We start from the raw sequence: 25,915 nt of genomic DNA on the forward strand, positions 1-25,915 counted from the left end.
ACCATTTTGTAGTCGGCGCATGGTGCCGCAGGCGAGTGGGGAAGGACGAAGCGATGACGGACTCGGACGGTGAGCGCAGGCCGGCGGGCGAGCTGGAGGCCAGCGTGCTCGCGGCCCTGTGGGCCGCGGGGAAGCCGCTCTCGGCCGCTCAGGTCAGAGCCGCCATTCCGCAGCCCCTGGCCCGCACGACCGTGGCCACCCTGCTCGTTCGTCTGCACGAGAAGGGCGCGGTGGGACGCAGCCCCGCCGCCCGCGGGTACGCGTACTTCCCCGTCGCGGACTCACACGGCCTGACCGCCCGCAGGATGCACCGCGAGCTCGACCAGGACGACGACCGGAGCATGGTGCTGGCGCGCTTCGTCGAGCGCCTCAGCCCCCACGACGAGGCGGAGCTGCGGCGCCTTCTGGAGGGGGGCGGCCGGTGATCGCTCTCCTGCTCGTTCCACTCGTCCTGCCCTTCGCGCTGCCCCTGCTGGCCCGGCGCGTCGTCGAGCGGGTCCGTCCCGAGACCGCCCTGTGGACCCTCACGTCCGCGTCCGCGGCCCTGGCCGTGGGGGTGCTGGCCTGCCTGGGCGTGCTGCTGCTCCCCCTGGCCCTCTCCGTCCCCGCCGTCGCCGGCCTCGCGCATCTGGTCCACCCGCTCGACGCCGGGCCTACGGCCCTGGTCATGGCCGTCTCGGTCCTCGCGGGCGGCGCTCTGGCCGTCCTGTGCGTCACCGCCGTCCGCAGGGCGCTGTGGGAGGTACGCCGCCTGCGCGCGGCCCATCTCGACGTCGCCGGGGTCCCGGAGGCCGGCGGCGTCTGTGTCGTCGACGACACCCGGCCCGACGCCTACGCCCTGCCCGGTGGCCGTCGCGGCGCGGACCGGATCGTGGTGACCACCGGCATGCTGCGCGCGCTGACGCCCGGCGAGCGGAGCATCCTGCTCGCCCACGAGCGCGCCCATCTCGCCGGACGGCATCATCTCTTCCTCGCCACCGCCCAGCTGGCCGGCTGGTGCCACCCCGCGCTGGCTGCCGTCACCCGTCAGGTGTCCTTCGCCGCCGAGCGCGCGGCGGACGAGGCCGCGGCGCGCTCGGCGGGCGACAGGACCCTGACCGCGCACGCCGTGGGACACGCCGCGCTGGCCACCACCCGCGCACACACGCCGCTGTCCAGCGTCACCCCGGGTGCGGTCGGCGGACCGGTCCCCGCGCGCGTGAAGGCCCTTCTGACCCACGCGCCCGTCCGCCGTCTGGCGCCCGCGATGCTGATCGTCGCGACCGTGATCGGTCTGGCCGGCAGCTCGGCCCTGGCTGGGGCCGTCTCGGTGCACCGAGGCGTAGAGATCGCCCAGGGCGAGCATCCGTCGGACTGACTCGGGTGGTCCTGCCGGGAACGGGGAGCTGCGGGCTCCGTGCCCCGAGGGCCGGGGCTACGGCGCGGCAGGACCGACGGGTACGTCGCCGCGCAGGGTGATGCGGTGCATGACGCGGTGCTGGTCGCCGTAGTCGCGGTTGGCGTAGTGGGAGGTGGCGCGGTTGTCCCAGATCGCCACGTCGCCGGGCTGCCAGCGGTGGCGGACCGTGTGCTCGGGCTTGGTGAGGTGGGCGTACAGGATGTCGAGGATGCCGCGGCTCTCGTGCTCGGAGACCCCGGCGATGTGCGAGGTGAAGCCCGGATTCACGAACAGCCCCCTGCGGCCGCTCTCCGGGTGGACCCGCACGACGGGGTGCTCCACCGGGACCAGGTCGGTGAACACCTCCCCCTCCCAGAGGTTTCCGCGGCCCTTCCGCTGCTGGGCGAGGTAGTAGCCGAACTCGCGGCTCCCGTCGTGCACCGCGGTGAGCGGGTCGATCAGCGCGCGCAGTCCGGGCGTCAGCGACTCGTAGGCCAGCTGGCTGTCCGCCCACGAGGTGTCGCCGCCGCGGGGCGGGAGGACCACGGCACGCAGGACGGAGACGGCCGGGGGACGCCGTACGAACGTCACGTCGGTGTGCCAGACGTCGGCGAAGCCGTTGTCCTGGCTGTCGAGGGAGTACACCTCGTCGGGCACGTCGCCCGAGTCGTGGACCGGGTGGCCGACGGTCAGCTCGCCGAGTCGTCGTCCGAAGTCGATCTGCGCGCGGTCGTCGATGTCCTGGCCGGGGAGGAAGAGCACCTTGTGCGTGACCAGGGCGGTCCGCAGCGCCGCGACCTGGTCGTCGTCCAGTCGGCCGAGGTCTACGTCGTACACCTCGGCGCCGAAGCTCGGTCCGAGCGGGACGACGCGTGGTCCTGCGCTGTCGCGTCGGTGCGGTCGGATCGGTTCTGCCTCGTGCGTCTGCTCGCTGATGACGGTCATGCCGTCGCTCCTTCCATCGGGTCGGTCTCTCGGACGCTTGCTGAGGAGCACCGCGCGGAGTCCTGGGAGGGCGGCCTCGTTCACCAGGGGGGGACGAACGCCGCGACGCGTGGTGGCCGCGACCGCAGCCGGAGGGAGGTCGCCACGGCCGCCGCGGGACGCGCGACGGCGGCGGGATCGAGGCCCGCCTCGGCCGGGAGGTGTCCCGGGCGGGGCTGCGGCGCCTCAGACGTGGAGGATCAACAACACGAAACGGCGCGGCGGCACAGGTCGACGACCAGACGGCGCACCAACGTTTCGTGGATCACGAGGAAAGTTGTACAGCAGCCGGACGGCATCGCACCAGGAGCCGTCCACGCTGTGGAACGGCGGTGACGCCTCCGACGATCCGGACGAGGGGCCCGCGTTCGTACGGTCCGCGCGGGTGCCGGTCGGCCCCGCGGGGCCTCAGCGGGGATCCAGCCGCAGGGTGGAGGTGCGGGCCTGCTCCGTGAGAACGGTGTCGACGATCGTCGTGTAGTGCCCGTACTTGGCGCGGTAGGCGGCGTCCACATCGGCGTACTCGCCCGGCCCGGCCTCGACGAAGGTGACGTCCTTCCGGACGCCGCCCGCCTCGACGACGCCCTCGTGGCGGGACTGCGTGCCTCGGTACCAGGGACCGTCGGTGCCCTTGACCGAACGGACGTAGAGCTGGTCGCCGACGCGGACCACCCACATGGTCACCGGGGTGCGCAGGGTGCCGTCGGTGCGTTCGGACTGCAGGTCCAGCTCCTCTGCGGCGCCGATCTTCCCCACCTCGGTCTCGATCCACTTCGTCATGCGCGTTCCCTTCCCGGTCGTACGCGGTCGCACGGACGGTGCCGTCGAGGCGTCGGCCGCGACATCTGCGGCGGCCGTCCCGTCCTGCCGGTCCCACCGTCGCCCGCGGCCGAAGGGCTCGCCAGCGGAAGCGCGCCATCGCCACGCGGCGCCCGGCGCGCGATCCCCGGTCCGCGTGGGCCGAGCCGGGTCGTACAGGAGAGGCCGTGGGTCAGCCGCGCAGCTTCTCGGGCCGGGCCGCCCCGCGCACGCGGGCCCACGCCTCGGGAAGCCGGCGCTCGCGGGACCTCGCCGAGGCCCGCTCCTGGCCGTACAGGAGGCCCCATGTGAACCCCGGTTCCCCGGCCGAGTGCGCCGAGACCGCCAGGTCTCGCAGCAGGTCACAGGTCACCACGCTGTCGTGCTGGGCACCGCTGACCTGCTGTACGGTCTTGGCGCGTCCGCCCAGACGCGCGGCCGGCTTCCCCAGCGCGGGGCGGGCCGCTTCGGCGGCGTAGCGCAGCCGCTTGGCGGCCTTGCGGGCGTCGTGGATGGCGGCGTCCCGCTGCGGGCCCGGTGTCATGTCGAGGGCGGGCTCCATCCGGGCCGCGAGCCGGTCGTACTCCTTCAGGAGGGCCTTGCTCAGGACCTTCCCGGGGTCACCTGCCGCCTTGGCGCGCAGTGGCGGGGCATCGGTCAGGGTCCGCAGGTTCTCCAGGAGCTTCAGGTAGCGGGGCGAGGCGAGTGTGTCGAGGGTGCGGCGACGGGCCTCGGTGCGCTGCTCCGCGTCCCACGTCTGAAGCCGTGCCCCGACCGGGCCGAGGACGAGTTCGCCGGGCAGTTCGCTCACTCCGGTGGTCAGCCGCTCACGGAGCACTTCGTGATCGCGTTCCACGCCGAGTTCGTTGGCGAGCCATTTCAGGTCCTGCCGCAGGACGTCGGTGGCCTCGCGGTCGAGCACGGAACGGTAGGAGCGCAGGCAGCCCCGCAGACGACGGGTCGTGGTCCGCATCCGGTGCACGGAGTCGGGCAGTTCGCGTCGCACCGCGGGGTCCAGGTCCGTGAGGTCCGCGGCCAGCCGGTCCACGTAGGCGAGTACGTGGTCACCGGCCGATCCCGGGGCGACGTCGGCGCGCGGGTTCGTCCCGCCGTCGAGGAGGGACGTGGTCTCGCGCAGTCCGCGGCCCACCTTGGAGGGGCTCTGCGCGCGCTCGACGCCGTGCTCGCGCAACGCTTCCTCGACGGTGTCCAGAAGGGCGGGGTCCCCGTCCTCGGCCAGTTCGACCTCCATCTCCCGCCACGTCGCGCGGCCGCCGTCGTCGAGCAGGGCCTCGGCGGACACCTCGTCCACGCTGAGTTCGGCGAGGACGGCGCCCTCGGCGTCGAGCAGGTGGTGGAGGGAGCGGGCCGAGCGGATCCGGATCACCGGGCGGAGCGGCGCGCCGCGGGTGCGGGAGAACGCGAGGTCGCGCAGTTCCTCCGGGACGTCCTCGGAGGACAGGGGCGCCTGGATCTCCTCGCGGCTGTCGCCCGGCAGGGGCAGCTTCAGATGCCAGCCGGCGTCGGTGCCGCCCGTCCTGCGCCGCAGGGACGCGCGGCTGCGGGAGAGGCGCAGGTCCTCGGTGTCGTAGTACACGGCGTCCAGGTCCTGCACCCCCTGGTCCACGAGCTCGGCGACGGGGCCCACACCCGTCAGCTCGGGCAGCCAGGAGATGCCTTCAGCGGGCGGCGCGTACTTGCGTTCGGTCTCGCGGGTCGAATGGGCCATACAGATCGCGTAGACCTATTCGCGGGGATCAAACCCGTACATACGTCCATTTCTGGCTGTGGGCTGTGCGCTGCCGCCTCGTCCGGGGCCTGCGGCGCGTTCGCCCCCGCCGTCTACGCGATGCCGCCGTTGCTCTGAACGAGTTGGCCGTTGATCCATCCTCCGTCGGGCGAGCAGAGGAAGGTCACCAGGTGCGCGCAGTCCTGCGGCAGTCCGAGGCGGGCAAGGGGGGTCGCGGCGATCAGGTCCGTCTTCTGGCCCTCGGTCATCCAGCCGGTGTCCGTCGGCCCCGGGTTGATCGCGTTGCAGGTGACGCCCAGGGCGGCGAGTTCGCGGGCGGCGGCCAGGGTGATCCGGTCCATGGCGCCCTTACTCGCTCCGTACGGCAGGTTGCCGGCGGTGTGGTCGCTGGTCAGGCTGATGATCCGGCCGCTCCCGTGCTGTCCCCGGAAGCGAAGCCCGTACTCACGGATGAGCAGCCACGTGGCTCGCGCGTTGACGGCGAAGTGCCGGTCGAAGCTCTCCACGGTGGTGTCGAGGAGCCCGGAGTCGACGGACTCGCAGTGGCAGAGGATCAGCGCGGTCACGCTCCCCCGCTCGCGTTCGACGGTGTCGAAGAGGTGAGCGGGGACGGCCGGGTCGGACAGGTCCGCCTCGACCGCGAGGGTTCGCGCCCCGAGCGCCGCCGCCTTCTTCTCCAGTTCCGCGGGCGCCTCGGCCTCCACGCCCCACTCCATCCGGGCGTCGTACGGAGTCCAGTACGTGAAGGCGACGTCCCAGCCGGCCCGCGCGAGGTCGAGCACCACGGAGGCGGCGATGCCCGCGGAGCGGCTCGCCCCGGTCACCAGGGCCAGGGGGCGCCCCGGCTCTCCCCTGCCCTGCCGGCCCTGCTCGGGCGTCGCGTCGGTCATGATCTCCATGGTGGCAGGCACGGCTGCGCGGTTCACCCGGATTCCTCACGGGACCCGGTCCGATCGAGACACCGGGCGGCGACGGGCCCGGTGCGACGACGTCAGCCCCTCGGCCTGACCGGTGCGCTTCCCTGTCCCCGGGCCCGGCCGCCGAGTTCCGCGTCGAGGGTCTCCTGGGCCACCCGCATCGCCCGGGCGTAGACCGGTTCCTGAAGTCGCTTCCACATCACGTCCTCGGGGACGTCCTCGATGTGGCTGATCACCCACCAGATGGTGCCGAAGGGGTCCTTGACGCGTCCGCCGCGCTGTCCGAAGGCGTCGTCGGACAGCGGCGTCACGACCTCGCCGCCGGCTGCGACGGCCAGGGCCATCGCCGCGTCGGCGTCGGGGACGAAGACCCGCAACAGGCTCGGCAGCCTCGGCCAGTCGGGGTGCCGGTCGAAGGCGAGGACGACGGTGTCCCCGATCCGGATCTCACCGTGGCCGATCAGACCGTCCTCGGTCGTCACGCGGCCGAGCTCCTCGCCGCCGAACACCTGGGTGACGAAGTCGAGGAAGGCACCCGTGTCGTCGGTGACGACCCAGGGTGCGACGGTGGTGTAGCCCGCCGGAGCGGCGCTGCTGTACTCGGACGTCACGGTGCGTCTCCCAGCTGTCGGTAACGGCTTCTGCGTGACGATAGGCGCGCATGAGGTCAGGTCCTGTCCGCCTTGGTCGCGGGCAGGAACGCCAGCGCCTCGCGGAGGTTGTGCTCGGCGATTCCCCGCATGACGTCCCGCTCGGGAAAGTCTCCGTCCAGGAGGCGCAACGGCCCGGCGACGAGGGACAGGTGCATCGCCAGGGTGTAGAAGGTCATGCGATGTTCGTCCAGGTCACCGCCGCTCAGCCCGGCGTAGTGCTCGCCGAAGCGCAGCCGGAGGAAGGCGTGTTCCCACTCGACGTCGAAGAACATCAGGCCTTCGACGTCGATGAGAACGGGTTGCCCGTCCCGGTCCACCAGCACGTGATCCGGGCCGAGTTCGCCGTGGACGAGTCCGTAGCGCGAGCGCGCGGGCACCCTCGCCGCCAGGTCGCCCACGACGCGGCGCAGTCGATCGTGGGACGCCGCGATGCGCGGATCCCGGGCGGCCGCCTCGGTCAGATCGTCGAAGGCTCGGTCCAGAACGACCTGTTCGCAGGAGGCACCGTCGGAGGATCCACCCCCGTCGACGAGAGCGACCTTCCCGAAGCGAGGCCCGGCATGCCCCCGCATCACGCCCAGTACCTCCGCCAGTCGGGCCATCACGGGGGCTGCCCGGACCGGGTCCCGACGGAGCAGGGACTCCAGATTGTCCCCGGGCACGTCCTCGACCACCGCGAGGTCCGCCGGACAGAGGCTCCCGCTCCGGTCGGCGAGCAACAACTGGGCTGTACGGATGCCGAGTTGGCGGAGATTCCGGTGGGCGGCCTCGAAGAGGTCGAGGCCGGAGGCGGGCGAGAACGGGTCCTCGAGCCGGTCGGCGCCGGCGCCTGTGGCGGGCCAGTAGTTCTCGGAGTCGTCCCAGATGTAGACGACGGCGGTGGAGTCGTCGTCGAGGTCGAGACGGTACACGCCCTTCTTGCTGCCTCCGCGCAGACGTGAAACACCCCTGAGGCGCCGCCCGTTGCCGAAGACCGCCCGTGCGACGGCGTCCAGGTCGTCCCGGGTCACCACCCTGCGTACGGCGTCCATGTCCCGCCCCCCACCGTCGTCGGCACTCGGGGCAGCGTACCGACGCCGACGGACATGCCGCCCGACCGTCGGCGACCGACGTGCCGGCCGATCCGCGGGATGATCGCGGCCGACGCGAAGGACCGGGACGGGTACCCGTGACGCGAGGGGGCACACTCTCCCCGACAGGCGCACGGGACCGGGCGGGAGCGGCGGGACATCACGGTGAGAACAGCTCGGTCCACCGGGCGCTGCACCGGCCCCACGGGGTCCGGCGGCCTGCTCGGGCGCGGGCAACGGGGCTTTCTCCGCGTACGGCGCTCGGCCGACGGACGCCTGTGTCCCCCGGCCGCCGGAGGACGCGACCGGTCCTGGGCGCGCGGAGACCGATATCGTCCGCGCGTCCCACGTACCGTCAAGCAGCCCGCTGTCCCTCGCCGTCACCTACCGCACGCACGACCGCCGAGCCACCCGGCCGGCGTCGGCCTTCATCGATGTCACCGTCGGAACAGGAGCACGTCCATGCGTCTCTACGCCCAGACCCCAGCGCGCCGGGGTCGTCAGCTGATCGCGGATCTGATCGCTCTGCTCCTGATCGCGATCACGGTGAAGTTCGCCCTGGTCGTCCGTGACGCGATCCTGACGCTGGCCGAGCCCGGGCGGAAGGCCGAGAGCGCGGGCGACAGTCTTGCCTCCGGTCTCGACGACGCCGGCGACGCGGCCTCGAAGGTGCCGTTCGTCGGCGACTCGCTGAAGAAGCCGCTCAAGTCCGCGGCCGACGCCGGCACCAGCCTCTCCGATGCCGGGCAGTCGTTGCAGGACACCGTGGGTCATGTCGCCACGCTCACGACGATCGCCCTCATCGTCCTCCCGACCGCCGTGATCCTGGTGCTGTGGCTCGTTCCGCGGATGCGCTGGATCAGGCGTACCGCCACCACCCGTCGCCTCCTCGACGCCCCCGGCGGCGCCGACCTCCTCGCCCTGCGCGCGCTCACCGGCCCGCAGCGGCCGCTGTCCGCGATCCCCACACCGCCCGGCGGCCTGGCCGACGCCTGGCGTCGCGGCGATCCGGACGTCATCGCCGACCTGTCGACGCTGACGCTCCGGAAGGCGGGCCTTCGGCCCTGACGAGCGTGCGCCGTGCGGGCGGCGGAGCCGGCGCCCGCACGCCCGGGCCGGTCAACCACGGCGGGCCCGGGCGGCCCGAGCCGGTCAGACGTACGGCTCAGGCGTTCCGGATCAGCCGTCCAGGCGTCGCTTGGCGAGCCAGCCCACGGCTTCGGCGTCGCGGTGGTCGAAGAACAGCGACGTGCCCTTGTCCAGCGTCGCGATCGCGGCCATCTGGTCGTCGGTGAGTTCGAAGTCGAAGATGTCGAAGTTCTCCGCCATACGCTCGGCACGGACCGACTTGGGGATGGCGACGACACCGCGCTGGACGAGCCAGCGCAGGACGACCTGCGCCACGGACTTGTCGTGGTCGGCGCCGATCCCGCTCAACAGGGCGTTGGTGAAGAGGTCGTTCCTGCCCTCGGCAAAGCCTCCCCACGACTGGATCTGGACGCCGTGCTCCCGCATCAGGTCCTGGTCGGCCACGCGCTGGAAGAAGGGGTGGGTCTCGATCTGGTTGACGGCGGGGGTCACCTCGTTGTTGACGACGAGGTCGAGAAGCCGGTCGGGATAGAAGTTCGCGACGCCGATCGCCTTCGCCAGGCCTTCACGGTGCACGGCCTCCATACCGCGCCACTGTCCATAGACGTCACCGAAGGGCTGGTGCATCAGGTACAGGTCGACGTGGTCCAGGCCGAGCTTGGCCAGGGACGTCTCGACGGCGCGCCGTGTGTTCTCCTCGGCGGGGGCGTCCTGGATCCAGAGTTTGGTGGTGACGAACAGGTCCTGCCGAGGGACGCCGCTGCTCTTGATGGCGCGGCCCACGGCTTCCTCGTTGCCGTAGGCCGCCGCGGTGTCGAGCAGCCGGTATCCGGCGACGAGGGCCTCGGAGACGGCCCGCTCGGTCTCCTCAGGCGGGATCTGGTAGACGCCGAAGCCGAGGATCGGCATCTCGACGCCGTTGTTCAGGGTGACGTGCTGCATGGCGGTACCTCTCGTCGTGCGGGTCCCCAGCGGGAGGCGCGGGGGTCGGGTCGAGTCGCCGACCGGCCTCTCGGGGACGGTCGTTCGACCCGGGGTCACAAGGTGATGAGCGCCTTGAGAACCTCACGGTCATTCATGGCTCGGTAGGCATCGGGGACCTGGTCGATCGAGAAACTCGGGCCGAAGACGCGGCCGGGGGTGATGGTCCCGTCGAGGATGTCGGGCATGAGCTCCTCGATGTAGGCGCGCGCGGGGCTGGCGCCGCCGGTGAGGGTGATGTTCCGCATGATCATCGCCGCGCCGACCGGGCCCTCCTCGTACTGCGGGACGCCCAGGCGGCTGATGGTGCCCCCGTCGACGGCGGTGCCGAAGGCGGTGTCCAGGGTCTCGCGGGTGCCGACGGCCTCGATGACCTTGTCGACGCCGTCGCCACAGGTGAGTTCGCGGACCCGGGCGACTCCCTCCTCGCCCCGCTCGGCGACGACGGCGGTGGCGCCGAACTCGCGCCCCAGGTCGGTGCGTGCGGTGTGGCGGCCCATGAGGGTGACGCTCTCGGCGCCGAGCCTCCGTGCGGCGATGACCGCGCACAGGCCGACCGCGCCGTCCCCGATGACGAGGACGGAGTCACCGGGGCCGACGCCTGCCGTGACGGCGCCGTGGTGGCCCGTGCCCATCACGTCGGACAGGGTCAGCAGCGAGGGCAGGAGTGCCGAGTCCGCCGCGACGGGCAGTGTGACGAGGGTGCCGTCGGCCTGGGGGACGCGCACGGCCTCGCCCTGTCCGCCGTCCACCCCGTCGAAGCCGTAGCGGCCGCCGTGCCGGCAGGAGATCTGCAGGCCCCTGGCACAGCGGTCACAGGTGTTGTCGCAGTACGTGAAGGGCGCGACCACCAGGTCGCCGGCCTTGACGCCGGAGACGTCGGCGCCGGTCTCCTCGACGACACCGAGGAACTCGTGGCCCATGGGGCGGCCGGTGTCGGTGGCGGCCATGGACCTGTAGGGCCACAGGTCGCTGCCGCACACACAGGCCAGGAGGGTGCGGACGACGGCGTCGGTGGGCCGCTGGATCTTCGGATCGGGACGGTCCTCGACGCGCACGTCTCCGGCTCCGTACATCACTGCTGCGCGCATGAAAGGCTGCTCCTGCTTCTGGTGGTCGCCGCCGGTGGCGGCGGCCGTGCGGACTCGGGTCTCCCCTGTGAGTGGCGTCAGCGTTCGAGCATCCGCGCCTGCTCCTCGGTGTGGGTGTCGCCGGCGGCGGGAGGCAGGCTGCTGAGCTTGGCGACCTGCTCGGGGGTCAGCGTGACGCCGTCGGCCGCGGTGTTCTCCTCGACGCGATGGACCCGCTTGGTACCGGGGATCGGCGCGATGTCGTCGCCCTGGGCGAGCAGCCAGGCCAGTGCGACCTGCGCCGGGGTCGTCCCCGCCTCGGTGGCGATCGCCTTGACCTCGTCGGCCAGACGCAGGTTCCGTTCGAAGTTCTCGCCCGTGAAGCGGGGGTTGCCGCGCCGGAAGTCGGTCGCGTCGAACTCGTCCGCCGACCGGATCGTGCCCGTGAGGAACCCGCGTCCGAGCGGGGAGAATGGCACCAGACCGATGTTCAGTTCCCGCAGCACAGGCAGCACCCGGTCCTCCACGCCGCGTGTCCACAGGGAGTACTCGGACTGGACGGCGGTGACGGGGTGGACGGCGTGGGCACGGCGGATGGTGTCGGGTCCCGCCTCGGAGAGGCCGAACGCACGGACCTTCCCCTCGGCGACCAGCTCTCCCACCGCGCCCGCGGTCTCCTCGATGGGCGTGTTCGGGTCGACTCGGTGCTGGTAGTACAGGTCGATGTGGTCGGTGCCCAGCCGTCGCAGCGAGCCTTCGACTGCCGCACGGACGTTGGCCGGGCTGCTGTCGAGGTTCCAGGGACCGTCGCCGGCGTGCGAGACCAGGCCGAACTTCGTCGCCAGGACCACGTCGTCGCGGCGGCCCTTCAGCGCCCTGCCGAGCAGGTCCTCGTTCGTGTAGGGGCCGTAGATCTCGGCGGTGTCGATCAGCGTGACGCCCAGCTCCAGGGCCCGGTGCACGGTGCGGACCGACTCTGCGTCGTCGGTGCCGGAGCCCGTGTAGCCGTGGGACATCCCCATCGCACCGAGCCCGATCCGGGAGACCTCCAGGTCACGCAGCTTGATGTAACGCATCGGCTCTCTTCCCTCCGGGTTCATCACCGCTCGGCGTTCTCCACTGTGGCCCGGTCCTCCCCGGACCGCTCGCGGGACGCCGCGTGGTGTCGTGCCTCCACCCTCGCGCTCTTTCGCCGGCGGCGGCAGGGCGGGTTCTTCGGGGGTCATGGCAGGGCCCTCCACCGCGCTCCCGGCCAGGTCACGACGGTGTGACACTGAAGCCATGGCATCTGAGCGCACGCACGGCAGCGGCGGAAGCGAGGGGCTGGAGCTGGGCCTGTTCCTGCGGGCCCGGCGCACCCAGACCACCCCGGAGCAGGTCGGTCTCACGGTCGGCGGCGGTCTGCGTCGCACTCCCGGACTGCGCAGGGAGGAGCTGGCCACCCTCTCGGGGATCAGCATCGACTACTACGTACGTCTGGAGCGCGGCAAGGAGACCCGCCCCAGCCCTTCCGTCGTGGACGCGCTGGCCCGTGCCCTCCAGCTCGACGACCAGGAACACCACCACCTGCGCGAGCTGGCCGCCCGTGCCGCGCGGTACGCGCCCGAACCGCCGCCGGCGCCGAGCAGGACCGTCCGACCGCACGTGCACCAGCTGCTGGAGACCCTGCGCCCCCATCCGGCGTACGTCCTGAGCCGCAGCATGGAGTTCCTCGCGTCGAACCGGAGCGGTCTCGCACTGTACGCCGGGCTCGGCGACTGGCCCGCGAAGCAACGCAACCTCGCCCGGTACCTCTTCCTGCACCCCACCGCCCGCGAGTTGTTCCCCGACTGGGACAACCAGGTCCGCGGCTGCGTCGCCCGCCTGCGGGCCATCGCCGGAACCGCGCCCGACGCACCCGACCTCACCCACCTCGTCGGCGAACTCGTCCTGAAGAGCCCGGACTTCGCCAGGCTGTGGGAGCGCTACGACGTCACCGGCCGCAAGCCCGCGCACAAGACGTTCCACCACCCGCACGTCGGGACGATCACCCTCACCGCCCAAGCCATGCACCTGGAGGGCACCCCCGGTCAGCGCCTTGGTGTCTACCTCGCCGAACCGGGCAGCCCCGACCACGACGCGCTGCTCCTGCTCGACATGACCGCCCCCCAGTCCGCGCAGGGGTCGGTCGCGCAGGATGCGCGCGATGCCCGGCGATCGGGCCAGGAACGCTGAACGGGGCCATGCCCCGGAAGACGCGACGAGGCGGGAGGGAGGGAGGGAGGGAGGGAGGGAGGGAGGGAGGCCGTGAGCAGCGCGGTCACTCCGAGCGAGGTGAAGGCGCCCCAGAGCAGGGGGCCGGTCCGGATTCCGCTCTCCGGGAGTCCTGGCCGGGGCGCTTCGACGTGAACGGGGTGACGGGCCGGCCCAGGCGTTCGCCGTCCACGGTGATGTCGACCGCCTCGTTGTAGAAGGCGAGGAGGTCCTTGACCGCGGCCACGGCGGGCAGCGGCTCCGGGTAGCTCCACACGAGGTTCGCGGGCTCGTCGCCCTCGCCCGGCCAGGCCCAGTAGGTGGCGGTGCCCTTGTACGGGCATCCCGTGCTCAGGTCGCTCGGCCGGAGCAGGTCGAGTCGGACGTCCTCGCGGGGCATGTAGTAGCGGGTCGGGAGGCCGGTCTCGAAGAGCAGGACGGGGCGGTGCGTGTCGGCGACGAGGGTGCCGTCGATCTCGACCTGGACATGACGGCTGCTGGGGACGGCGTCCACACGCTTGTACGGGTCACGGGGGTGGATGAAGATCTCTTCCTCCTCCTCGTACCAGTGCTCCAGGCCCCTTCCGGAGCGCCGGAACCATTCGAAGGCGATGTGCCCGGCAAGGTCGTCGGCCGGGAACGTCCAGGCGGCGTTCTCCAGCCGCTCGCCGTCCAGCTCGACGTCGTAGAAGATCCGCGAACCGGTGTGGGTGCCCGTGCGGGGATTCTTCGCCGGGTGGAGGAGGTCCTCCCGGACGTCCGCGCGCGGGAAGGCGTAGAGCGGGACCGGCACTCCCGGCTCCCAGACGAGGACGGGATGTCTGCTGTCCACGACGGTGATCCCGCCGGTGCGTCCGCGCACCCAGCGTTCGCTGGGCGCCCACAGAAGGCCTTCCGGGGTGGTCCTGACGTCACGCGCGGCGGGGATCGCGGTCATGAGCGGTTCTCCTTCGGACGGGGCTCACCGGCTCACTCCCACCCTGCCACGGGTCGGGGACCGGAGCAGAGCGTCGGCGCAGGGGCCGTACCGGGAGGCGCTCCGGTTGCCGTCGAGCGTCGCCTCAGGTGTCAACTGAGGCCTGCCGTACGGATCATGCGACCACTGGGCTGCGCCGATGGAACACGCGGCCGACGTGCCCGAGAGGCTCCCCCGGTCCCTGGATCGGGGCCCGGTGAACGACTACGACCGTTTCGCCGAGGCGTACGCGGCGGAGAACGAGAACAGCCTGGTCAACGCCTACTACGAGCGTCCGGCGATGTTGGCCCTGGCCGGAGACGTGACAGGACGTCGGGTGCTGGACGCCGGTTGCGGGTCGGGCCCGCTGTCCGCCGCACTGCGCGACCGCGGTGCCGTGGTCACCGGTATCGACGTCGGCGCCGGGATGCCGGCGCCGGCCAGACGGCGGCTCGGTGACGACGTGGCCCTGCATGTGGCCGACGTGAGCGAGCGTCTGCCGTTCACCGACGGCTCGTTCGACGACGTGGTCGCCTCGCTCCTGCTGCACCACCTGGCGGACGGGGGGCCGGCGCTGGGCGAGCTGCGGCGCGTGCTCAGGCCTGGTGGCCGGCTGATCGCGTCGGTGGAGCACCCCTTCGTGGCCTCCACGTTCCAGGAACCCGGCCCGACTCCTTCGCGACGACCAGCTACCCCTTCACCTGGACGTTCGGCGGACAGTCGGCACCGATGACGTTCTGGCGCAAACCGCTGCACGCGATGACCGAGGCCCTCACCGCCGCCGGCTTCCGTCTGACCGCCCTCGACGAACCGCAGCCCGACCCGGCCGCGCGCGAGCTGTTCCCCGACGCCTTCCACGACCTCGCGACCAGGGCCACCTTCCTGATCTTCGTCCTGGAGGTCCCCCTGCCGACGGACGGCTCGGACGGCGGACCGGCGGCGGACTCCCGTCCCTGAAACAGCCGACGCCCCTGAGGCAGCTGACTCGCCGGCGAACCCCTCCCGCCGCGCCGCTCAGGCACCCGCCAGCGTCACCGTCCCCGAGGCCACGACGCGCCCCTCGGACGTGACGGCGAAACGCGCCCCGTTCTCCTCCGGCGCCACGTCGATCACCGCGCCCCGGCAGGGCACCGGGCCCCGCAGCTGGGCGGCAAGGCCGACCACAGCGGAGGCGGGCCGTCCCTGCTGGAGCAGAGCCGCCTGCCGGCCGGCTTCGAGCACGGCGTGCAGGGGCAGCTCGCGCGGCCGACCGGGGAGCAGGACCGGATGGGCGGGGTCACGGGGAAGGATCACCAGGCGGCCCTGCGGCGCTCGCGCCAGCAGCACGTCGGGGTCGGCCGCCGCCCCCACGGCCGGAGCGGCGGGATGCAGCAGGCTCGTGAGCGTCCCCTCCCCCGGTTCCGGGGCCGTGGGCGAGGCGGGTGCGAAGACCATGGCGCACACACCGAATCGCCTGCCTTCGTGGAAGTACTCGGCCGTGATCCGGTAGCCGGTCAGTCGGCCGGAGCGCACGGCGACATCGCTCGTCGTGACGCGCACGGTGACGTCGGTGGCGCCACTCGTCTCGACCGGCCGCGTCTCCGGATCCGTCCCCAGGGCCACCGACGTGGGCCGCAGTGCGGCGGTGCCGGTGGCCGGGAGGAACCTGCCCTCCGCGAGGGCGGCCAGCTGGCGGGTCGACTCGACGAGGATCAGCGGGTGATGCGTCACCGCGAGGACGTGTTCGTTGAGGGGGTGCCAGCGGGGCCACTGGCAGACGGCCTGGAAGGAACGGCTCCCCGCGCGGCTGAGGGAGACGACGAGCAGCGCGGACATGGACGAGAGCCCGAGATCACGCCATTGCGGCAGGGCCTCCGGCACCCGCACCGGCTCTCGGGCAGCCTCGGTGCGGGGCATGGCGTACGACTCCTGCGCCGAGCCCGCCTCGATCGTCGCGGTGGCCCGCATCAGTGCCTCCTCGATGAGAACGAGGCAGGACGCGTGACCGCCGCCTCTGCCCGTCGCGTGGTGGATCCACTGACCAGCTTTTCGGCAGCGGGCGGCCGGGCGGATGCGGGGCACGCCCGACGGGTCGTGATCGCGGGCGCGGCCCGGCCGTCCGACACGCGCACGAAGGCCTGCGGGCCCGAGCGGGCTTTCCCGGCCTCAGCCGATCGACGGCGTGCTCAGCCGTTGTGGCGCGGCAGGCGGACCACCTGGACGAAGAAGTCGTCGATCTGGCGTACGGCTGCGATGAACTGGTCCAGGTCGACCGGCTTGGTGACATAGGCGTTGGCGTGGAGCTTGTAGCTGCGCAGGATGTCCTCCTCCGCCGCCGAGGTGGTGAGGACCACGACCGGGATGTGCGAGAGCGCCGGGTCCGACTTGATCTCCTCCAGGACCTGCCGGCCGTCGTACTTGGGCAGGTTGAGGTCGAGCAGGATCAGGTCGGGCTGCGGGGCGCCGGTGTGGGCGCCGCGCTTGTAGAGGAAGTCGAGCGCCTCCTCGCCGTCCCGGACGACGTGCAGGGTGTTGCCGATCTTGTTGTCCTCGAACGCCTCCCGGGTCATCAGCTCGTCGCCCGGGTCGTCCTCGACGAGGAGGACGTCGATGGGAGTGCCTGAGGGAGTCGTCATATAAGGGCCTTGTCCTCGGAGTGCGTGGGAGTGCCGTCCGCCTGCTCGGCGGCGGGCAGGGTGAAGCAGAAGCGTGTGCCATCGGTGTGGCTGGTGTCGAGCCAGATGCGGCCGCCGTGGTACTCGACGATCTTCTTGCACAGCGCGAGGCCGATGCCGGTGCCACCGTACGAGTCGCGGCTGTGCAGCCGCTGGAAGATGACGAAGACCTTCTCCTCGAACTCGCCGGGGATACCGATCCCATTGTCCGTGACGCTCAGCCGCCAGGCGCCGGTGTCGTCCGGGTCGCGCTCGCACGTGATCCGGACATGCGGTGCGCGGTCGGGGCGACGGAACTTGACGGCGTTGCCGATGAGGTTCTGCCAGAGCATCGCGAGGAGGGTCGGGTCCCCGACGATCTCGGGCAGTTCGTCCGGCCGGTCGACGCGCGCGCCGCTCTCGGTGATCGCGCTGTCCAGGTTGGCCAGCGCCTTGGTGAGGCCGAGGCCCAGGTCGACCGGGAGGCGGGCGTCGTTGACCCGGCCCACCCGGGAGAACGTGAGCAGGTCGTTGATGAGTACCTGCATGCGTTTGGCACCGTCGACGGCGAAGTCGATGTACTGCTTGGCGCGGTCGTCCAGCTGGTCGCCGTAGCGCCGCTCCAGCAGCTGGCAGAAGGAGGCCACCTTGCGGAGGGGTTCCTGGAGGTCGTGCGAGGCGACGTAGGCGAACTGTTCGAGTTCCGCGTTGGAGCGCCGCAGTTCGACGGCCTGGGCGTCCAGATCAGCGGTCTGCCGGGCCAGGATGTCGCGCTGCTCGCGCGAGGAGTCCAGTTCGTCGACGATCCGCCGGCGCATGCCCTCGACGTCCGCCGCCACCGCCCTCAGGTCCACCGGACCACCGCCGGTGATGGCGTGGTCGAACTCGCCGCGCGCCACCTTGCGGGTGGCGTTCTGCAGGGCCTCCAGCGGTCGCGCGACCAGGAGCCGGACGAGGAACGTCAGAGCCACCCCGGCCAGCAGGAAGGCCACGACCATGCCGATGAGCACGGCGTCGCGGACCTTCCGGGAGTGCTCGAGTCGCCGCTGACCGTCGTCGACCGCCGCCGTGAGTCCGGCGTTCTGCTCGGCCGCGGCCTTGCGGATCTCGTCGAAGGCCTTCTTGCCGCGTTCGGCGGACGCCCGGTCGATGGTGCGCGGTTCACCCGGCGTGACGCGGGCCACAAGGGGCTCGGCGTAGGTGCGCCGCCAGGCGTCGGCCCGCTTCTCGACCGCGGCGAGGTCGGCGAGGAGTGCGGGGCGGTCGCCGATCAGGCCTCGGACACGGTCGGCGGACCGCGCCTCGTCCTTCTTGCCCTGCTCGTAGGGGTCGAGGAACTGGCGGTCGGCCGCGATGGCGTAGCCGCGGACACCGGTCTCCTGGTTCACGAGGGAAGCCTGCAACCGGTAGGCCTCGGTCTGCGCGGGCTTGATGTCCCGCAGCATCTGGTCGGTGACCGTGGCCGTCTGCTGGAGCATCACCGCGCCGATCACGGCGCCCACGAGCACCAGCAGGGCCATCAGGCCGAGCACGAGCCGGAACCAGCCCTGCACCGTCAGCCGGTGTCCGGCCCACCGCTCGCCGGTCATCTTCGCCATCCCATCCTCGGAGTCACTCTCTTCTCGCACGCTTTCCACGCCGGTCACCGCCAGCGCAGGTAGAGCACGGCGACGTCGTCTGCCAGGCCGCCCTGTTGCTCGGCGAGCCGTTCGGCGCGCTCGATCAGGCCGTCGACGAAGGGGGCGGGGGCCAGAGCGGCCAGCTCACGCGCGACATCCAGCAGCCCCTCCTCGCCCAGGCGCTCGATGCCGCGTCCGACGCGCCCTTCGAACAGCCCGTCGGTGAACAGGACGATCGCGGCGCCCTCGGGGACGGTCAGCTCCTCCACGGGCCAGCAGGCCCCTCCGGGAACGATCCCGAGGGCGGGCCCTCCCCGGACTTCTACCCACTCGACGCCTCCGTCGCCGACCAGCAGCGCTCCGGGATGACCTGCCCGCACCATGCGGACGCGGCGCTCCCCGGGACCGATCGAGAGGATGACCAGGGTGGCGAAGACTCCCGCCTTGGCCCGCTCGGCCAGGAGGATCTCCTCCAGGCGGCCGACCTGGTCGGCGCCGGTGACGCCGCTGAGCACGAGGGTGCGCCACGCTATTCGCAGCGCCACGCCGAGTGCGGCCTCGTCCGGACCGTGTCCGGAGACGTCGCCGATCATCGCGTGCACGGTGCCGTCGGCGCTCTGCACGATGTCGTAGAAATCACCGCCGAGCAGGGCGTGCGCGCGGCCGGGACGGTAGCGGGTCACGACTTCGACGTCGTCGCCGCGGAGCAGCGGGCGCGGCAGCAGCCCGCGCTCCAGGCGCGCGTTCTCCCGCGCCTGCATCTGGCTCGCCTGCAACGCCACGGCGTTCTGCTCGGCCTGCTTGCGCTGGATCGCGTAGCGGACCGCACGTCCGAAGAGTTCCGGCTCGACGCGCCCCTTGACCAGGTAGTCCTGCGCGCCCGCGGTGACAGCGGCGAGCCCGGTCCCCTCCTCGGCGAGGCCGGTGAGGACCACGATGGCGACGTTCTCGGCCCGCTCCCGGATCCGGGACACGGCTTCGAGGCCCTGGGCGTCCGGCAGGTGCAGGTCGAGCAGCACGCAGTCCGGTACCTCGGAGGCGAGCACGTCGCAGGCCTCGGCCATCGTCCGCACCCAGCGCAGCCGCATCCCGAGCGCGCTGTCGGCGACCAGTTCCTCCACGAGCAGGGCGTCACCGGCGTCGTCCTCGACGAGGAGGACCGACGGCTGTTCCACCCCCCAGGCCGCTGCACGGTCCAGCGCGGGAGAAACCACGCCGGCAGCCCCTGGCTGCGACGTCATCATTGAGAGAACCCCCCACCAACCACCATTCCGCCGCTGCCTGACGGATAACTCCGCGAGCATACTCAGGCTCGCGGCGAAGCACCTCATGGGGAGAGTCACTCACGGCGGGCGAGCTGCGCCGTCGTCCGGCACCAGGTGTGATGTGCCTCTCGGACAAGGGTGCCGGACACCGATGAGTCACGTCGCCCGCGACGGTCCGAAGAGTGCGAGAGTGAAGCGGACGGAAGCGAGGGTGACCGTGTTTGTCCTGATTCCCGGTGCCGGTGGTGCGGCCTGGTACTGGCACCGCGTGGTGTCCGAGCTGCGCGCCCGGGGGCACGAGGCTCTCGCCGTCGATCTGGACGGCGCGGACGAATCCTCGGGGTTGCCCGAGTACACCGACGCGGTGGTGGCGGCGATCGGTGGTCGTGACGGGGTCGTCCTGGTGGCCCAGTCCATGGGCGGCTTCACGGCGCCGATGGTGTGCGCCCGTGTCCCGGTGGGCCGGCTGGTGTTCGTCAACGCGATGATCCCGCTGCCGGGCGAGACACCCGGGCAGTGGTGGGGTGCCACGGGATCGGAGGCGGCCCGGGTCGCGGCGGCAGAGGCGGGTGGGTACTCGACCGAGATCGACCTCGACACCTATTTCCTGCACGACGTCCCGGCGGAGGTAGCCGCGGGCGGGGCCGAGCACGAGCGGCCCGAGGCCGAGATCGCGTTCGGCCAGCCCTGTGCCGTCGAGCGGTGGCCCGATGTGCCGACCCGGGTGCTCGCGGGCGCCGGGGACCGGTTCTTCCCGGCGGAGTTCCAGCGCCGGGTGGCCCGCGAGCGTCTCGGTGTCGACGCCGAGACCGTCCCGGGCGGCCATCTGGCGGCGCTGTCGCACCCGGGGCCTCTCGTCGACCGTCTGCTCGACCGGGCACCCTGACGGGCGGACCGCCACTCCGCGGCTCTCCCCCCGACGGGCACCACGAACCCGCCGCGGGGCGGTCCGACAGGCCGGCCGCGGCGATTCGTATCCATCGCGCGGGAACCTCGTTGAAATGGTCGTCGCGCTGCCACCCCCGAGGACGCGCGACAGGTGAGGGCCCGAAATCCCCGCCCGGTCTCGGGCCCTCACTCCTCTCCTCCGTGTCCCTTCGCAGGTCGCGGCGGTCTCCTCGCGGCGCCTTCACCCACCGCTTGCCAACGTTGTCGCGGATGACTGGTCTACACCCTTGACTGGTACAGACCAAAGCGGTTGAGTGTGGCAGCACACCCCCCACCGCGGCCGCTCCGGAAGCCGTGGCACCGGCCAACATCGGCGCGTGCACGCGAGGTTGACCCTTGCCTTCCGGTGCGGCCCTGCCGTGCAAAGGAAATGATCCTGTGTCAAAACGACGCGTGTCTTCCCTCTTGGCCGCCCTCCTGATCGGAACCGCGGCACCCGTGCTGCTGCCGGCCACCGACGCCTCCGCCGCGTCCTGTTCGAGCTACCCGAGCTGGGTGGCCGGCAAGTCGTACGTCACCGGCAACATCGTCCGGTACACCGACGGCAAGGCCTACATAGCGGAACACGACAACCCGGGCTACGACCCCGTCATCAGCACCTGGTTCTGGGAGCCCTACGCCTGCGACAACGGTCCGACCAACCCGTCCGAGGGCTTCGTCGTGAGCGAGTCCCAGTTCAACCAGATGTTCCCGAACCGGAATTCGTTCTACACCTACAGCGGGCTCAAGGCCGCGCTGAGCGCCTACCCCGGCTTCACCAACACCGGCAGCGACACGGTCAAGAAGCAGGAGGCCGCGGCCTTCCTCGCCAACGTGAACCACGAGACCGGCGGGCTGGTCTACGTGGTGGAGCAGAACACCGCCAACTACCCCACGTACTGCGACTGGAGTCAGTCGTACGGGTGCCCGGCGGGCCAGTCCGCGTACTACGGGCGCGGCCCGATCCAGCTCAGCTGGAACTTCAACTACAAGGCGGCGGGCGATGCCCTCGGCATCGACCTGCTGGGCAACCCCTGGCTGGTCCAGAACGACTCGGCCGTGGCCTGGAAGACCGGTCTCTGGTACTGGAACACGCAGTCGGGCCCCGGCAGCATGACCCCGCACAACGCGATGGTCAACGGAGCGGGCTTCGGCCAGACCATCCGCAGCATCAACGGATCGCTGGAGTGCGACGGCAGGAACCCCGCGCAGGTGCAGAGCCGCGTGGACGCCTACCAGCGCTTCTCGTCGATCCTCGGCGTGACGCCGGGCGGCAACCTCTACTGCTGATGGGGCAGGCCGGATCGCTCCGGCGTCACACCTGACCCATCTCTTCGGCGCCCGCCGACCTCGACGAAGGCCGGCGGGCGCCGTCGCGCGAACACGACCGGCCGCCGACAACGTCAGGGGCCTACCGCTCGCCCCTTTCGCTCGCTTCCCGTCGCAGCCAGTCCTCAAGGGTGACGAAATCCCTGTCGGTGAGGCCATGTCGCGGATCGACACGGTGGAGCAGGGCCGCCCCGCGATGATGTTCGTCGACCCAGGCCCGGTCGACGCCGGTGATCTCGTCGTCGACCCAGACGAAGGCCCGTCCGGCCGCCCGGTCCACAAGGGTGCGCGTCTTCCAGTGCAGCCCCTTCCGCTCGTCCTGTTCGTCGACGGCGGACGGCTCCGGCCAGACGACCACCGGCAGCTCCGGCAGACCGAGCAAGGGCGCCACGCAGGCGTTCGCGTCATCCATCCAGGTCGTCGCCCAGATCAGTTCGCACGGAAGGGCGGCCAGCCGACGCCCGTGCTCGGGATCGATCCGGGCGAGCAGGGGGTTGGTGTGTCCCCCCGCGTGCGTGCGGCCGTGCTCGTGGGTCCGGTACGACGAGGACGCGGCGCCGAAGGGGATGAGGGGGCCGTCGACGTCGAGGAAGAGGAGTGGGTGCGGCGGCTGGGGCGGGGAACCGGGCATGGCCGCAGGGTAGTGGCGTGGCCGGGGCGCAGCGGCGTGGCCCGTCGTTCGGGGGATGTCGACGGGCCACGCCTTCTTTCACGGTCCCACGGACAGGACGAATATGCGCGCATTGCGGGCAAACCGGCTATCCAGTCCGGCGCGGAACGCCATGGCAACCGGACCGCGGTCGCGAGGTCAGGAGACGGCCACCACCACGTCGAACCACGGCGTGCTGAGCGACCGCAGTGGGGAGTCGAGCTTCTGGAGGTCGAGTCGGTAGGTGCCGGCGGCCAGGACGCCACCGGCGGGCAGGGGCCCGAGCGGCAGGTAGCGGCCGTTGGCGACGCCTGAGCGGTTGTACGTCCACAGGCCGGCGCCGGTGTGCAGGACCGTGTACGGCCCCCTGCTGAGAGACGGGTTGACGGCGGACCGCCGGCTGGTGTCGAGGGCGAAGGACGCGCCCGCGTAGGAGGGGACGCGGGCGGGACGGGTGAGGGTGAAGCTGAAGTACCGGTGGGCGTAACCAGCACCGGACGTCAGTGGCGGGCAGTTGACGGCGACCACGGTCCTGCCGGTCACGTTCCCCAGGGCGAGGGGGTGACTGTAGGAACCGTTGCCGGAGAGACGGCGGCAGTCGTAACGGTAGGTCGCCGCCGAGGCCGGTGCGGCAAGCACCAGCGTCGAGACGACGGCGGTGGCGACGGCGGCCGCCACCAGACCCGCCCGGCGCATCCGTCGGGCGAGGGACGCCCTGGTCAGTGGCATGTGTGCGCTCCCCCTTCGCAGGCCCGGACGACCCCCGGACCCCTCGTGGACGCGGGCGTGCGAGGACACGCCCGCCCACCCGACGCGGTTCGCGGGGCAAGCCGTCACCGGCGGGTTCGTGGCCGACACTAGGCCGGTGGCCCGCGGCCCGTACGGCGGTGATCGATGCTCGGACGGAAGAGATCACTCTTGGCGTTGCGTGAGGAGGTCCAGCACGACACAGGGCCGGGATTCGCCCCCTCCTGACACCGGGGCCCGGCCTCCCGGATGCGGGAGGGAACGGCTCGGCGCGGATCCCCGTCGGGAGGGAGCTCCGGGGCTACTGTGCGGTTCTGACGAACCGTCACGAAAGGATCTTGCTGTGGGCTCTCGTCTCAACCCCTACATCAGCTTCTCCGGTGATGCCAGGCAGGCCATGACCTTCTACCAGGACGTCTTCGGCGGTGAACTGACCGTGCACGAGTTCGGCGCCTTCGGCTCCGACGCGCCTCCCGGGTACGCCGACAAGGTCATGCACGGCATGCTGGAGGCCCCGAACGGCTTCGTTCTCATGGGCGCCGACGTCCCGCCCGGCATGGAACGGCGCGCGGGCAACAACTTCGCGGTGAGCCTGAGCGGCGACGACGCCGGTGAGCTGAGCGGCTACTGGGAGAAGCTGTCCGCGGGCGGCACGGTGGCGGTCCCGCTGGAGAAGCAGATGTGGGGCGACACGTTCGGCATGTGCACGGACCGCTTCGGCGTCGACTGGATGGTCAACATCGCCGGATCGCCGGGGGCCTGACGCCTTCCCGTGGAGCCGGCTCGGGGTGTGCGGTGCGGCCGGCGAAGTCCCACCGCACACCCCGTCGTTCCTCACGGCGACAGGTCGGGGATCAGCTCAGCTTCCGGCACAGCAGAGCGGCGGGGCCCGGGCGCGATCCCAGGCGCGTGGTGAAGGCGATTCCGGCCGCGTACTCGTCGTCGGCGCACTGGCCCTTGTAGTCGCCGGAGGCGAAGTCACCGCCCAAGGCACCGGCGGGCCGGTTGTCGGATCGGTCGAACCACACCGTCCGCCCGGCTCCCGCGAGCGCGTGGGCCGCCGGTACGCAGAGCCCGGCGGACGTCCGGCCACCGCGGCGGCTGTATCCGACGAGGAAGTCACCGGCCGGACACTGGAGTTTGGTGTAGCCGGACGCCCAGTCGCCGCCCTGGGGAACATGGCGCTCGTCGGTGACGACGGTCTGGGTGTTCCCCGCCGCGCGGAGATCGCCGGCGTTCACGTCGGTGCACAGCGCGCGCACCCCGCTGTGGCCGAGCCCGATCAGCCGTTCACCGTCGGGACAGGCGGCCTTGGACGCACCGGAGTCCCAGTCGCCGCCCGCTCGTACGCGGAGGGACTGCACCTGGTCGCCGTGATCGGTGGCGAGCATGTCCCAGCCGGGCACCGGAGCGACGGGGCCGGTGCGCGACGGTGCGTTCATGAGTCTGTTCCACGCGGACGCGCGCCAGTCGTCCTGGTCGAGGACACCGTGGCGGTCGCCCGCCGTGCCGTACCGCAGGAGCGACCAGTCGTCGTGCCCGTCCCAGCCGACGAGGGGCCAGTAGGCGAAGTCGGCGTCGTGGTCGGCGAAGTAGTCGGTGATGTTGCCGAACCATGCCCGGGCGGCGGTTCCGGTCTCGCCCGCGCCGATTCCGAACTCGCTGATCCACACCGGCGCGGTGAAGTGCTGGTTCGCTTCGTCGGAGACGAAGAACGCCTGGTCATGCAGGACGTGGGCGAGTTGGTCGCGCGTGAGGTCCTGGTAGCGCGCGTCGTGGGTCTCGCCGATCCCGGTTGCGCCGCTGTGCTGAGGGCCGGTGTAGCCGTAGAAGTGGGCCGAGTACACCAGTTTGTGCGTGGCGACGAGGGTGTGGGACAGGGTACGGGCGGGGGTGAGGGTGGGACGGCCGTGCGGGAGTCCGTCGACCGGCAGGCCGGTCCAGTTGATCCCTTCGATGACGACGAGGAGATCGGGGTCGGCCTCGGTGAGGATGCGGTCGGCGGCGAGTTGTGCCGCCGCGTACCAGTCGTGGGCGTCGCCCAGACCCCAGTTGGGGTCGTCCAGGACGTCACGGCGGACCTCGTTGTAGAGGTCGGCGCCGACGACCCGCGGGTCGTCGGCGTACCGTCGGGCCATGAAGACCCAGTCGTCGGCCCACTGCTGGGTCGACTGACCGCTGTTCCACCGCTCGTTGCCGTCGATGCCGCAGCACCAACGTGACGTGTTGGTGTGGTTGTTGAGGACGACCGCGAACCCGCTCCGGGTGAGGGCGGTGACGACGGCGTCGTAGACCTGCAGAGGTGTCTTTCCGCGGAGGTCCGGGTTGGCCGTGACGGCGACGTCGGGGACGGGCGCGGTCGCGTGGATCATCTCGTTGGAGAACGGCAACCGGACGCTGTTGATGCCGAGTTGGTGGAAGTCGCCGAGCAGGCGGGGCAGGGGTACGCGGTCCAGCCCGAGGGGGATGCCGTGGGAGTCCTGGCCCGCGTGGTGATCGGCCGGGTCGTCGGTGCTGCCGCTTCCCGTCCAGGAGCCTTGCGCGCCGTCCCAGTTGGCCGACTTCATGCGGAAGCGGTTCCCGTCGGCGTCGACGACGTAGCGCCCCCGTGTGGACAGCGGTGGCTGCCAGGTGTCGGCCGTCGCCTCGGCGGCGGGAGCCGCCGAGGCGGCCGAGGAGACAGCGGGGGCGGCGACCGCGCCGGGAGCGGAGGCGAGCAGCAGAAGTACCGCGCTCGCTAATGTCAGGTACTTGCCAAGCCGAAGGGTGGACATCGGACCTCGGGTGCCTGGAGGGGGTGGGCGCCCGAGCCTAGCGGGACGACCCGCCCCGGGCGACGGTGCGGCCCGGACGCGGGAGACCGTGCCGC

At 71.7% G+C, this 25,915-nt stretch carries 24 protein-coding genes and 1 pseudogene; 8 read left to right on the plus strand and 17 right to left on the minus strand.

The window, feature by feature from the left end; translation table 11 throughout:
• Positions 1-53: 53 nt before the first annotated feature.
• Positions 54-425, plus strand: coding sequence for a BlaI/MecI/CopY family transcriptional regulator (locus B0675_RS38815; RefSeq protein WP_081224470.1), 372 nt, complete (start codon positions 54-56; stop codon positions 423-425).
• Complete coding sequence (locus B0675_RS38820; RefSeq protein ID WP_081224471.1) at positions 422-1,357, plus strand: M48 family metalloprotease; 936 nt, start codon at positions 422-424, stop codon at positions 1,355-1,357. Before B0675_RS38815 ends, B0675_RS38820 begins: the two co-directional genes overlap by 4 nt.
• A gap of 57 nt (positions 1,358-1,414) precedes the next feature.
• Here the strand turns inward: B0675_RS38820 and B0675_RS38825 are convergent, their stop codons facing one another.
• From B0675_RS38825 to B0675_RS38850, 6 genes are all read right to left on the minus strand, one after another.
• Positions 1,415-2,323 carry a TauD/TfdA family dioxygenase gene (locus B0675_RS38825; protein ID WP_081224472.1) on the minus strand — a complete coding sequence of 303 codons (909 nt, stop codon included), beginning with the start codon at positions 2,321-2,323 and terminating at the stop codon, positions 1,415-1,417.
• A 447-nt stretch (positions 2,324-2,770) separates the two neighbouring features.
• Positions 2,771-3,142 carry a DUF2255 family protein gene (locus tag B0675_RS38830; protein WP_081224473.1) on the minus strand — a complete coding sequence of 124 codons (372 nt, stop codon included), beginning with the start codon at positions 3,140-3,142 and terminating at the stop codon, positions 2,771-2,773.
• Between the two features lie 211 nt (positions 3,143-3,353).
• The gene (locus B0675_RS38835; protein ID WP_081224474.1) at positions 3,354-4,889 is read right to left on the minus strand and encodes a CYTH and CHAD domain-containing protein; all 1,536 of its coding nucleotides are present in this window, start codon (positions 4,887-4,889) and stop codon (positions 3,354-3,356) included.
• A gap of 113 nt (positions 4,890-5,002) precedes the next feature.
• The gene (locus tag B0675_RS38840; protein ID WP_081224607.1) at positions 5,003-5,800 is read right to left on the minus strand and encodes an SDR family oxidoreductase; all 798 of its coding nucleotides are present in this window, start codon (positions 5,798-5,800) and stop codon (positions 5,003-5,005) included.
• A gap of 101 nt (positions 5,801-5,901) precedes the next feature.
• On the minus strand, positions 5,902-6,438 hold the full coding sequence (locus B0675_RS38845; protein ID WP_081224475.1) for a VOC family protein: 537 nt from the start codon (positions 6,436-6,438) through the stop codon (positions 5,902-5,904).
• 56 nt (positions 6,439-6,494) lie between these two features.
• Positions 6,495-7,511, minus strand: coding sequence for a phosphotransferase (locus B0675_RS38850; RefSeq protein ID WP_179165560.1), 1,017 nt, complete (start codon positions 7,509-7,511; stop codon positions 6,495-6,497).
• 501 nt (positions 7,512-8,012) lie between these two features.
• On the opposite strand from B0675_RS38850, the gene B0675_RS38855 reads away from it, so the two are divergent.
• Complete coding sequence (locus B0675_RS38855; RefSeq protein ID WP_081224476.1) at positions 8,013-8,618, plus strand: hypothetical protein; 606 nt, start codon at positions 8,013-8,015, stop codon at positions 8,616-8,618.
• Positions 8,619-8,729: 111 nt separating this feature from the next.
• Here the strand turns inward: B0675_RS38855 and B0675_RS38860 are convergent, their stop codons facing one another.
• The 3 genes from B0675_RS38860 to B0675_RS38870 form a co-directional block, all read right to left on the minus strand.
• On the minus strand, positions 8,730-9,581 hold the full coding sequence (locus B0675_RS38860) for an aldo/keto reductase (protein ID WP_081224477.1): 852 nt from the start codon (positions 9,579-9,581) through the stop codon (positions 8,730-8,732).
• A 95-nt stretch (positions 9,582-9,676) separates the two neighbouring features.
• Positions 9,677-10,711, minus strand: coding sequence for an alcohol dehydrogenase catalytic domain-containing protein (locus tag B0675_RS38865; RefSeq protein WP_179165561.1), 1,035 nt, complete (start codon positions 10,709-10,711; stop codon positions 9,677-9,679).
• A 77-nt stretch (positions 10,712-10,788) separates the two neighbouring features.
• Positions 10,789-11,766, minus strand: a complete 978-nt coding sequence (locus tag B0675_RS38870) for an aldo/keto reductase (RefSeq protein WP_081224479.1) — start codon at positions 11,764-11,766, stop codon at positions 10,789-10,791.
• A 205-nt stretch (positions 11,767-11,971) separates the two neighbouring features.
• Between B0675_RS38870 and B0675_RS38875 the strand changes: the two genes are divergently transcribed.
• On the plus strand, positions 11,972-12,904 hold the full coding sequence (locus tag B0675_RS38875; protein WP_081224480.1) for a helix-turn-helix transcriptional regulator: 933 nt from the start codon (positions 11,972-11,974) through the stop codon (positions 12,902-12,904).
• A gap of 85 nt (positions 12,905-12,989) precedes the next feature.
• On the opposite strand, the gene B0675_RS38880 is transcribed toward B0675_RS38875, so the two are convergent.
• Positions 12,990-13,859, minus strand: coding sequence for a DUF427 domain-containing protein (locus B0675_RS38880; RefSeq protein WP_081224481.1), 870 nt, complete (start codon positions 13,857-13,859; stop codon positions 12,990-12,992).
• A gap of 178 nt (positions 13,860-14,037) precedes the next feature.
• Between B0675_RS38880 and B0675_RS38885 the strand changes: the two are divergent.
• Positions 14,038-14,834: pseudogene (locus tag B0675_RS38885) on the plus strand (class I SAM-dependent methyltransferase).
• A gap of 57 nt (positions 14,835-14,891) precedes the next feature.
• On the opposite strand, the gene B0675_RS38890 reads toward B0675_RS38885, so the two are convergent.
• The 4 genes from B0675_RS38890 to B0675_RS38905 all read right to left on the minus strand — a co-directional run bounded on the left by B0675_RS38890 (position 14,892) and on the right by B0675_RS38905 (position 19,373).
• The gene (locus B0675_RS38890) at positions 14,892-15,824 is read right to left on the minus strand and encodes a hypothetical protein (RefSeq protein WP_081224482.1); all 933 of its coding nucleotides are present in this window, start codon (positions 15,822-15,824) and stop codon (positions 14,892-14,894) included.
• A 218-nt stretch (positions 15,825-16,042) separates the two neighbouring features.
• Positions 16,043-16,492, minus strand: a complete 450-nt coding sequence (locus B0675_RS38895) for a response regulator (protein ID WP_081224483.1) — start codon at positions 16,490-16,492, stop codon at positions 16,043-16,045.
• The gene (locus tag B0675_RS38900) at positions 16,489-18,108 is read right to left on the minus strand and encodes a sensor histidine kinase (RefSeq protein WP_241540184.1); all 1,620 of its coding nucleotides are present in this window, start codon (positions 18,106-18,108) and stop codon (positions 16,489-16,491) included. The genes B0675_RS38895 and B0675_RS38900 overlap by 4 nt, the downstream gene beginning before the upstream one ends.
• Positions 18,109-18,152: 44 nt before the next feature.
• Entirely contained in the window at positions 18,153-19,373 is a 1,221-nt protein-coding gene (locus B0675_RS38905; RefSeq protein ID WP_081224484.1) for a fused response regulator/phosphatase, read from the minus strand.
• Between the two features lie 232 nt (positions 19,374-19,605).
• Between B0675_RS38905 and B0675_RS38910 the strand changes: the two genes are divergently transcribed.
• A complete protein-coding gene (locus tag B0675_RS38910; protein WP_107482986.1) occupies positions 19,606-20,280 on the plus strand; it encodes an alpha/beta fold hydrolase in 675 nt (224 codons plus the stop codon).
• A 440-nt stretch (positions 20,281-20,720) separates the two neighbouring features.
• Positions 20,721-21,611 (plus strand): glycoside hydrolase family 19 protein, encoded by an 891-nt coding sequence (locus B0675_RS38915; RefSeq protein ID WP_081224486.1) that lies wholly within the window; start codon positions 20,721-20,723, stop codon positions 21,609-21,611.
• 121 nt (positions 21,612-21,732) lie between these two features.
• Here B0675_RS38915 and B0675_RS38920 read toward each other — a convergent pair whose 3' ends face one another.
• On the minus strand, positions 21,733-22,281 hold the full coding sequence (locus B0675_RS38920; protein WP_081224487.1) for an HAD domain-containing protein: 549 nt from the start codon (positions 22,279-22,281) through the stop codon (positions 21,733-21,735).
• Between the two features lie 177 nt (positions 22,282-22,458).
• Positions 22,459-23,028 (minus strand): hypothetical protein, encoded by a 570-nt coding sequence (locus B0675_RS38925; RefSeq protein WP_081224488.1) that lies wholly within the window; start codon positions 23,026-23,028, stop codon positions 22,459-22,461.
• Positions 23,029-23,389: 361 nt separating this feature from the next.
• Between B0675_RS38925 and B0675_RS38930 the strand changes: the two genes are divergently transcribed.
• Entirely contained in the window at positions 23,390-23,809 is a 420-nt protein-coding gene (locus B0675_RS38930) for a VOC family protein (protein WP_081224489.1), read from the plus strand.
• A 91-nt stretch (positions 23,810-23,900) separates the two neighbouring features.
• Here the strand turns inward: B0675_RS38930 and B0675_RS38935 are convergent, their stop codons facing one another.
• Positions 23,901-25,820 carry a cellulase family glycosylhydrolase gene (locus B0675_RS38935; RefSeq protein ID WP_081224490.1) on the minus strand — a complete coding sequence of 640 codons (1,920 nt, stop codon included), beginning with the start codon at positions 25,818-25,820 and terminating at the stop codon, positions 23,901-23,903.
• Positions 25,821-25,915: the final 95 nt, after the last annotated feature.

Origin of the sequence: Streptomyces sp. M41(2017), assembly GCF_002078175.1 — a bacterium.
Classification (GTDB): Bacteria; Actinomycetota; Actinomycetes; order Streptomycetales; family Streptomycetaceae; genus Streptomyces.

Coding starts and splice junctions, on each gene's coding strand:
- B0675_RS38815 (WP_081224470.1), top strand. CDS start 54: ATGACGGACTCGGACGGTGAGCGCAGGCCGGCGGGCGAGCTGGAGGCC.
- B0675_RS38825 (WP_081224472.1), bottom strand. CDS start 2,323: ATGACCGTCATCAGCGAGCAGACGCACGAGGCAGAACCGATCCGACCG.
- B0675_RS38830 (WP_081224473.1), bottom strand. CDS start 3,142: ATGACGAAGTGGATCGAGACCGAGGTGGGGAAGATCGGCGCCGCAGAG.
- B0675_RS38835 (WP_081224474.1), bottom strand. CDS start 4,889: ATGGCCCATTCGACCCGCGAGACCGAACGCAAGTACGCGCCGCCCGCT.
- B0675_RS38840 (WP_081224607.1), bottom strand. CDS start 5,800: ATGACCGACGCGACGCCCGAGCAGGGCCGGCAGGGCAGGGGAGAGCCG.
- B0675_RS38850 (WP_179165560.1), bottom strand. CDS start 7,511: ATGGACGCCGTACGCAGGGTGGTGACCCGGGACGACCTGGACGCCGTC.
- B0675_RS38855 (WP_081224476.1), top strand. CDS start 8,013: ATGCGTCTCTACGCCCAGACCCCAGCGCGCCGGGGTCGTCAGCTGATC.
- B0675_RS38860 (WP_081224477.1), bottom strand. CDS start 9,581: ATGCAGCACGTCACCCTGAACAACGGCGTCGAGATGCCGATCCTCGGC.
- B0675_RS38865 (WP_179165561.1), bottom strand. CDS start 10,711: ATGCGCGCAGCAGTGATGTACGGAGCCGGAGACGTGCGCGTCGAGGAC.
- B0675_RS38870 (WP_081224479.1), bottom strand. CDS start 11,766: ATGCGTTACATCAAGCTGCGTGACCTGGAGGTCTCCCGGATCGGGCTC.
- B0675_RS38875 (WP_081224480.1), top strand. CDS start 11,972: ATGGCATCTGAGCGCACGCACGGCAGCGGCGGAAGCGAGGGGCTGGAG.
- B0675_RS38880 (WP_081224481.1), bottom strand. CDS start 13,859: ATGACCGCGATCCCCGCCGCGCGTGACGTCAGGACCACCCCGGAAGGC.
- B0675_RS38890 (WP_081224482.1), bottom strand. CDS start 15,824: ATGCGGGCCACCGCGACGATCGAGGCGGGCTCGGCGCAGGAGTCGTAC.
- B0675_RS38895 (WP_081224483.1), bottom strand. CDS start 16,492: ATGACGACTCCCTCAGGCACTCCCATCGACGTCCTCCTCGTCGAGGAC.
- B0675_RS38900 (WP_241540184.1), bottom strand. CDS start 18,108: ATGGCGAAGATGACCGGCGAGCGGTGGGCCGGACACCGGCTGACGGTG.
- B0675_RS38905 (WP_081224484.1), bottom strand. CDS start 19,373: ATGATGACGTCGCAGCCAGGGGCTGCCGGCGTGGTTTCTCCCGCGCTG.
- B0675_RS38920 (WP_081224487.1), bottom strand. CDS start 22,281: ATGCCCGGTTCCCCGCCCCAGCCGCCGCACCCACTCCTCTTCCTCGAC.
- B0675_RS38925 (WP_081224488.1), bottom strand. CDS start 23,028: ATGCCACTGACCAGGGCGTCCCTCGCCCGACGGATGCGCCGGGCGGGT.
- B0675_RS38935 (WP_081224490.1), bottom strand. CDS start 25,820: ATGTCCACCCTTCGGCTTGGCAAGTACCTGACATTAGCGAGCGCGGTA.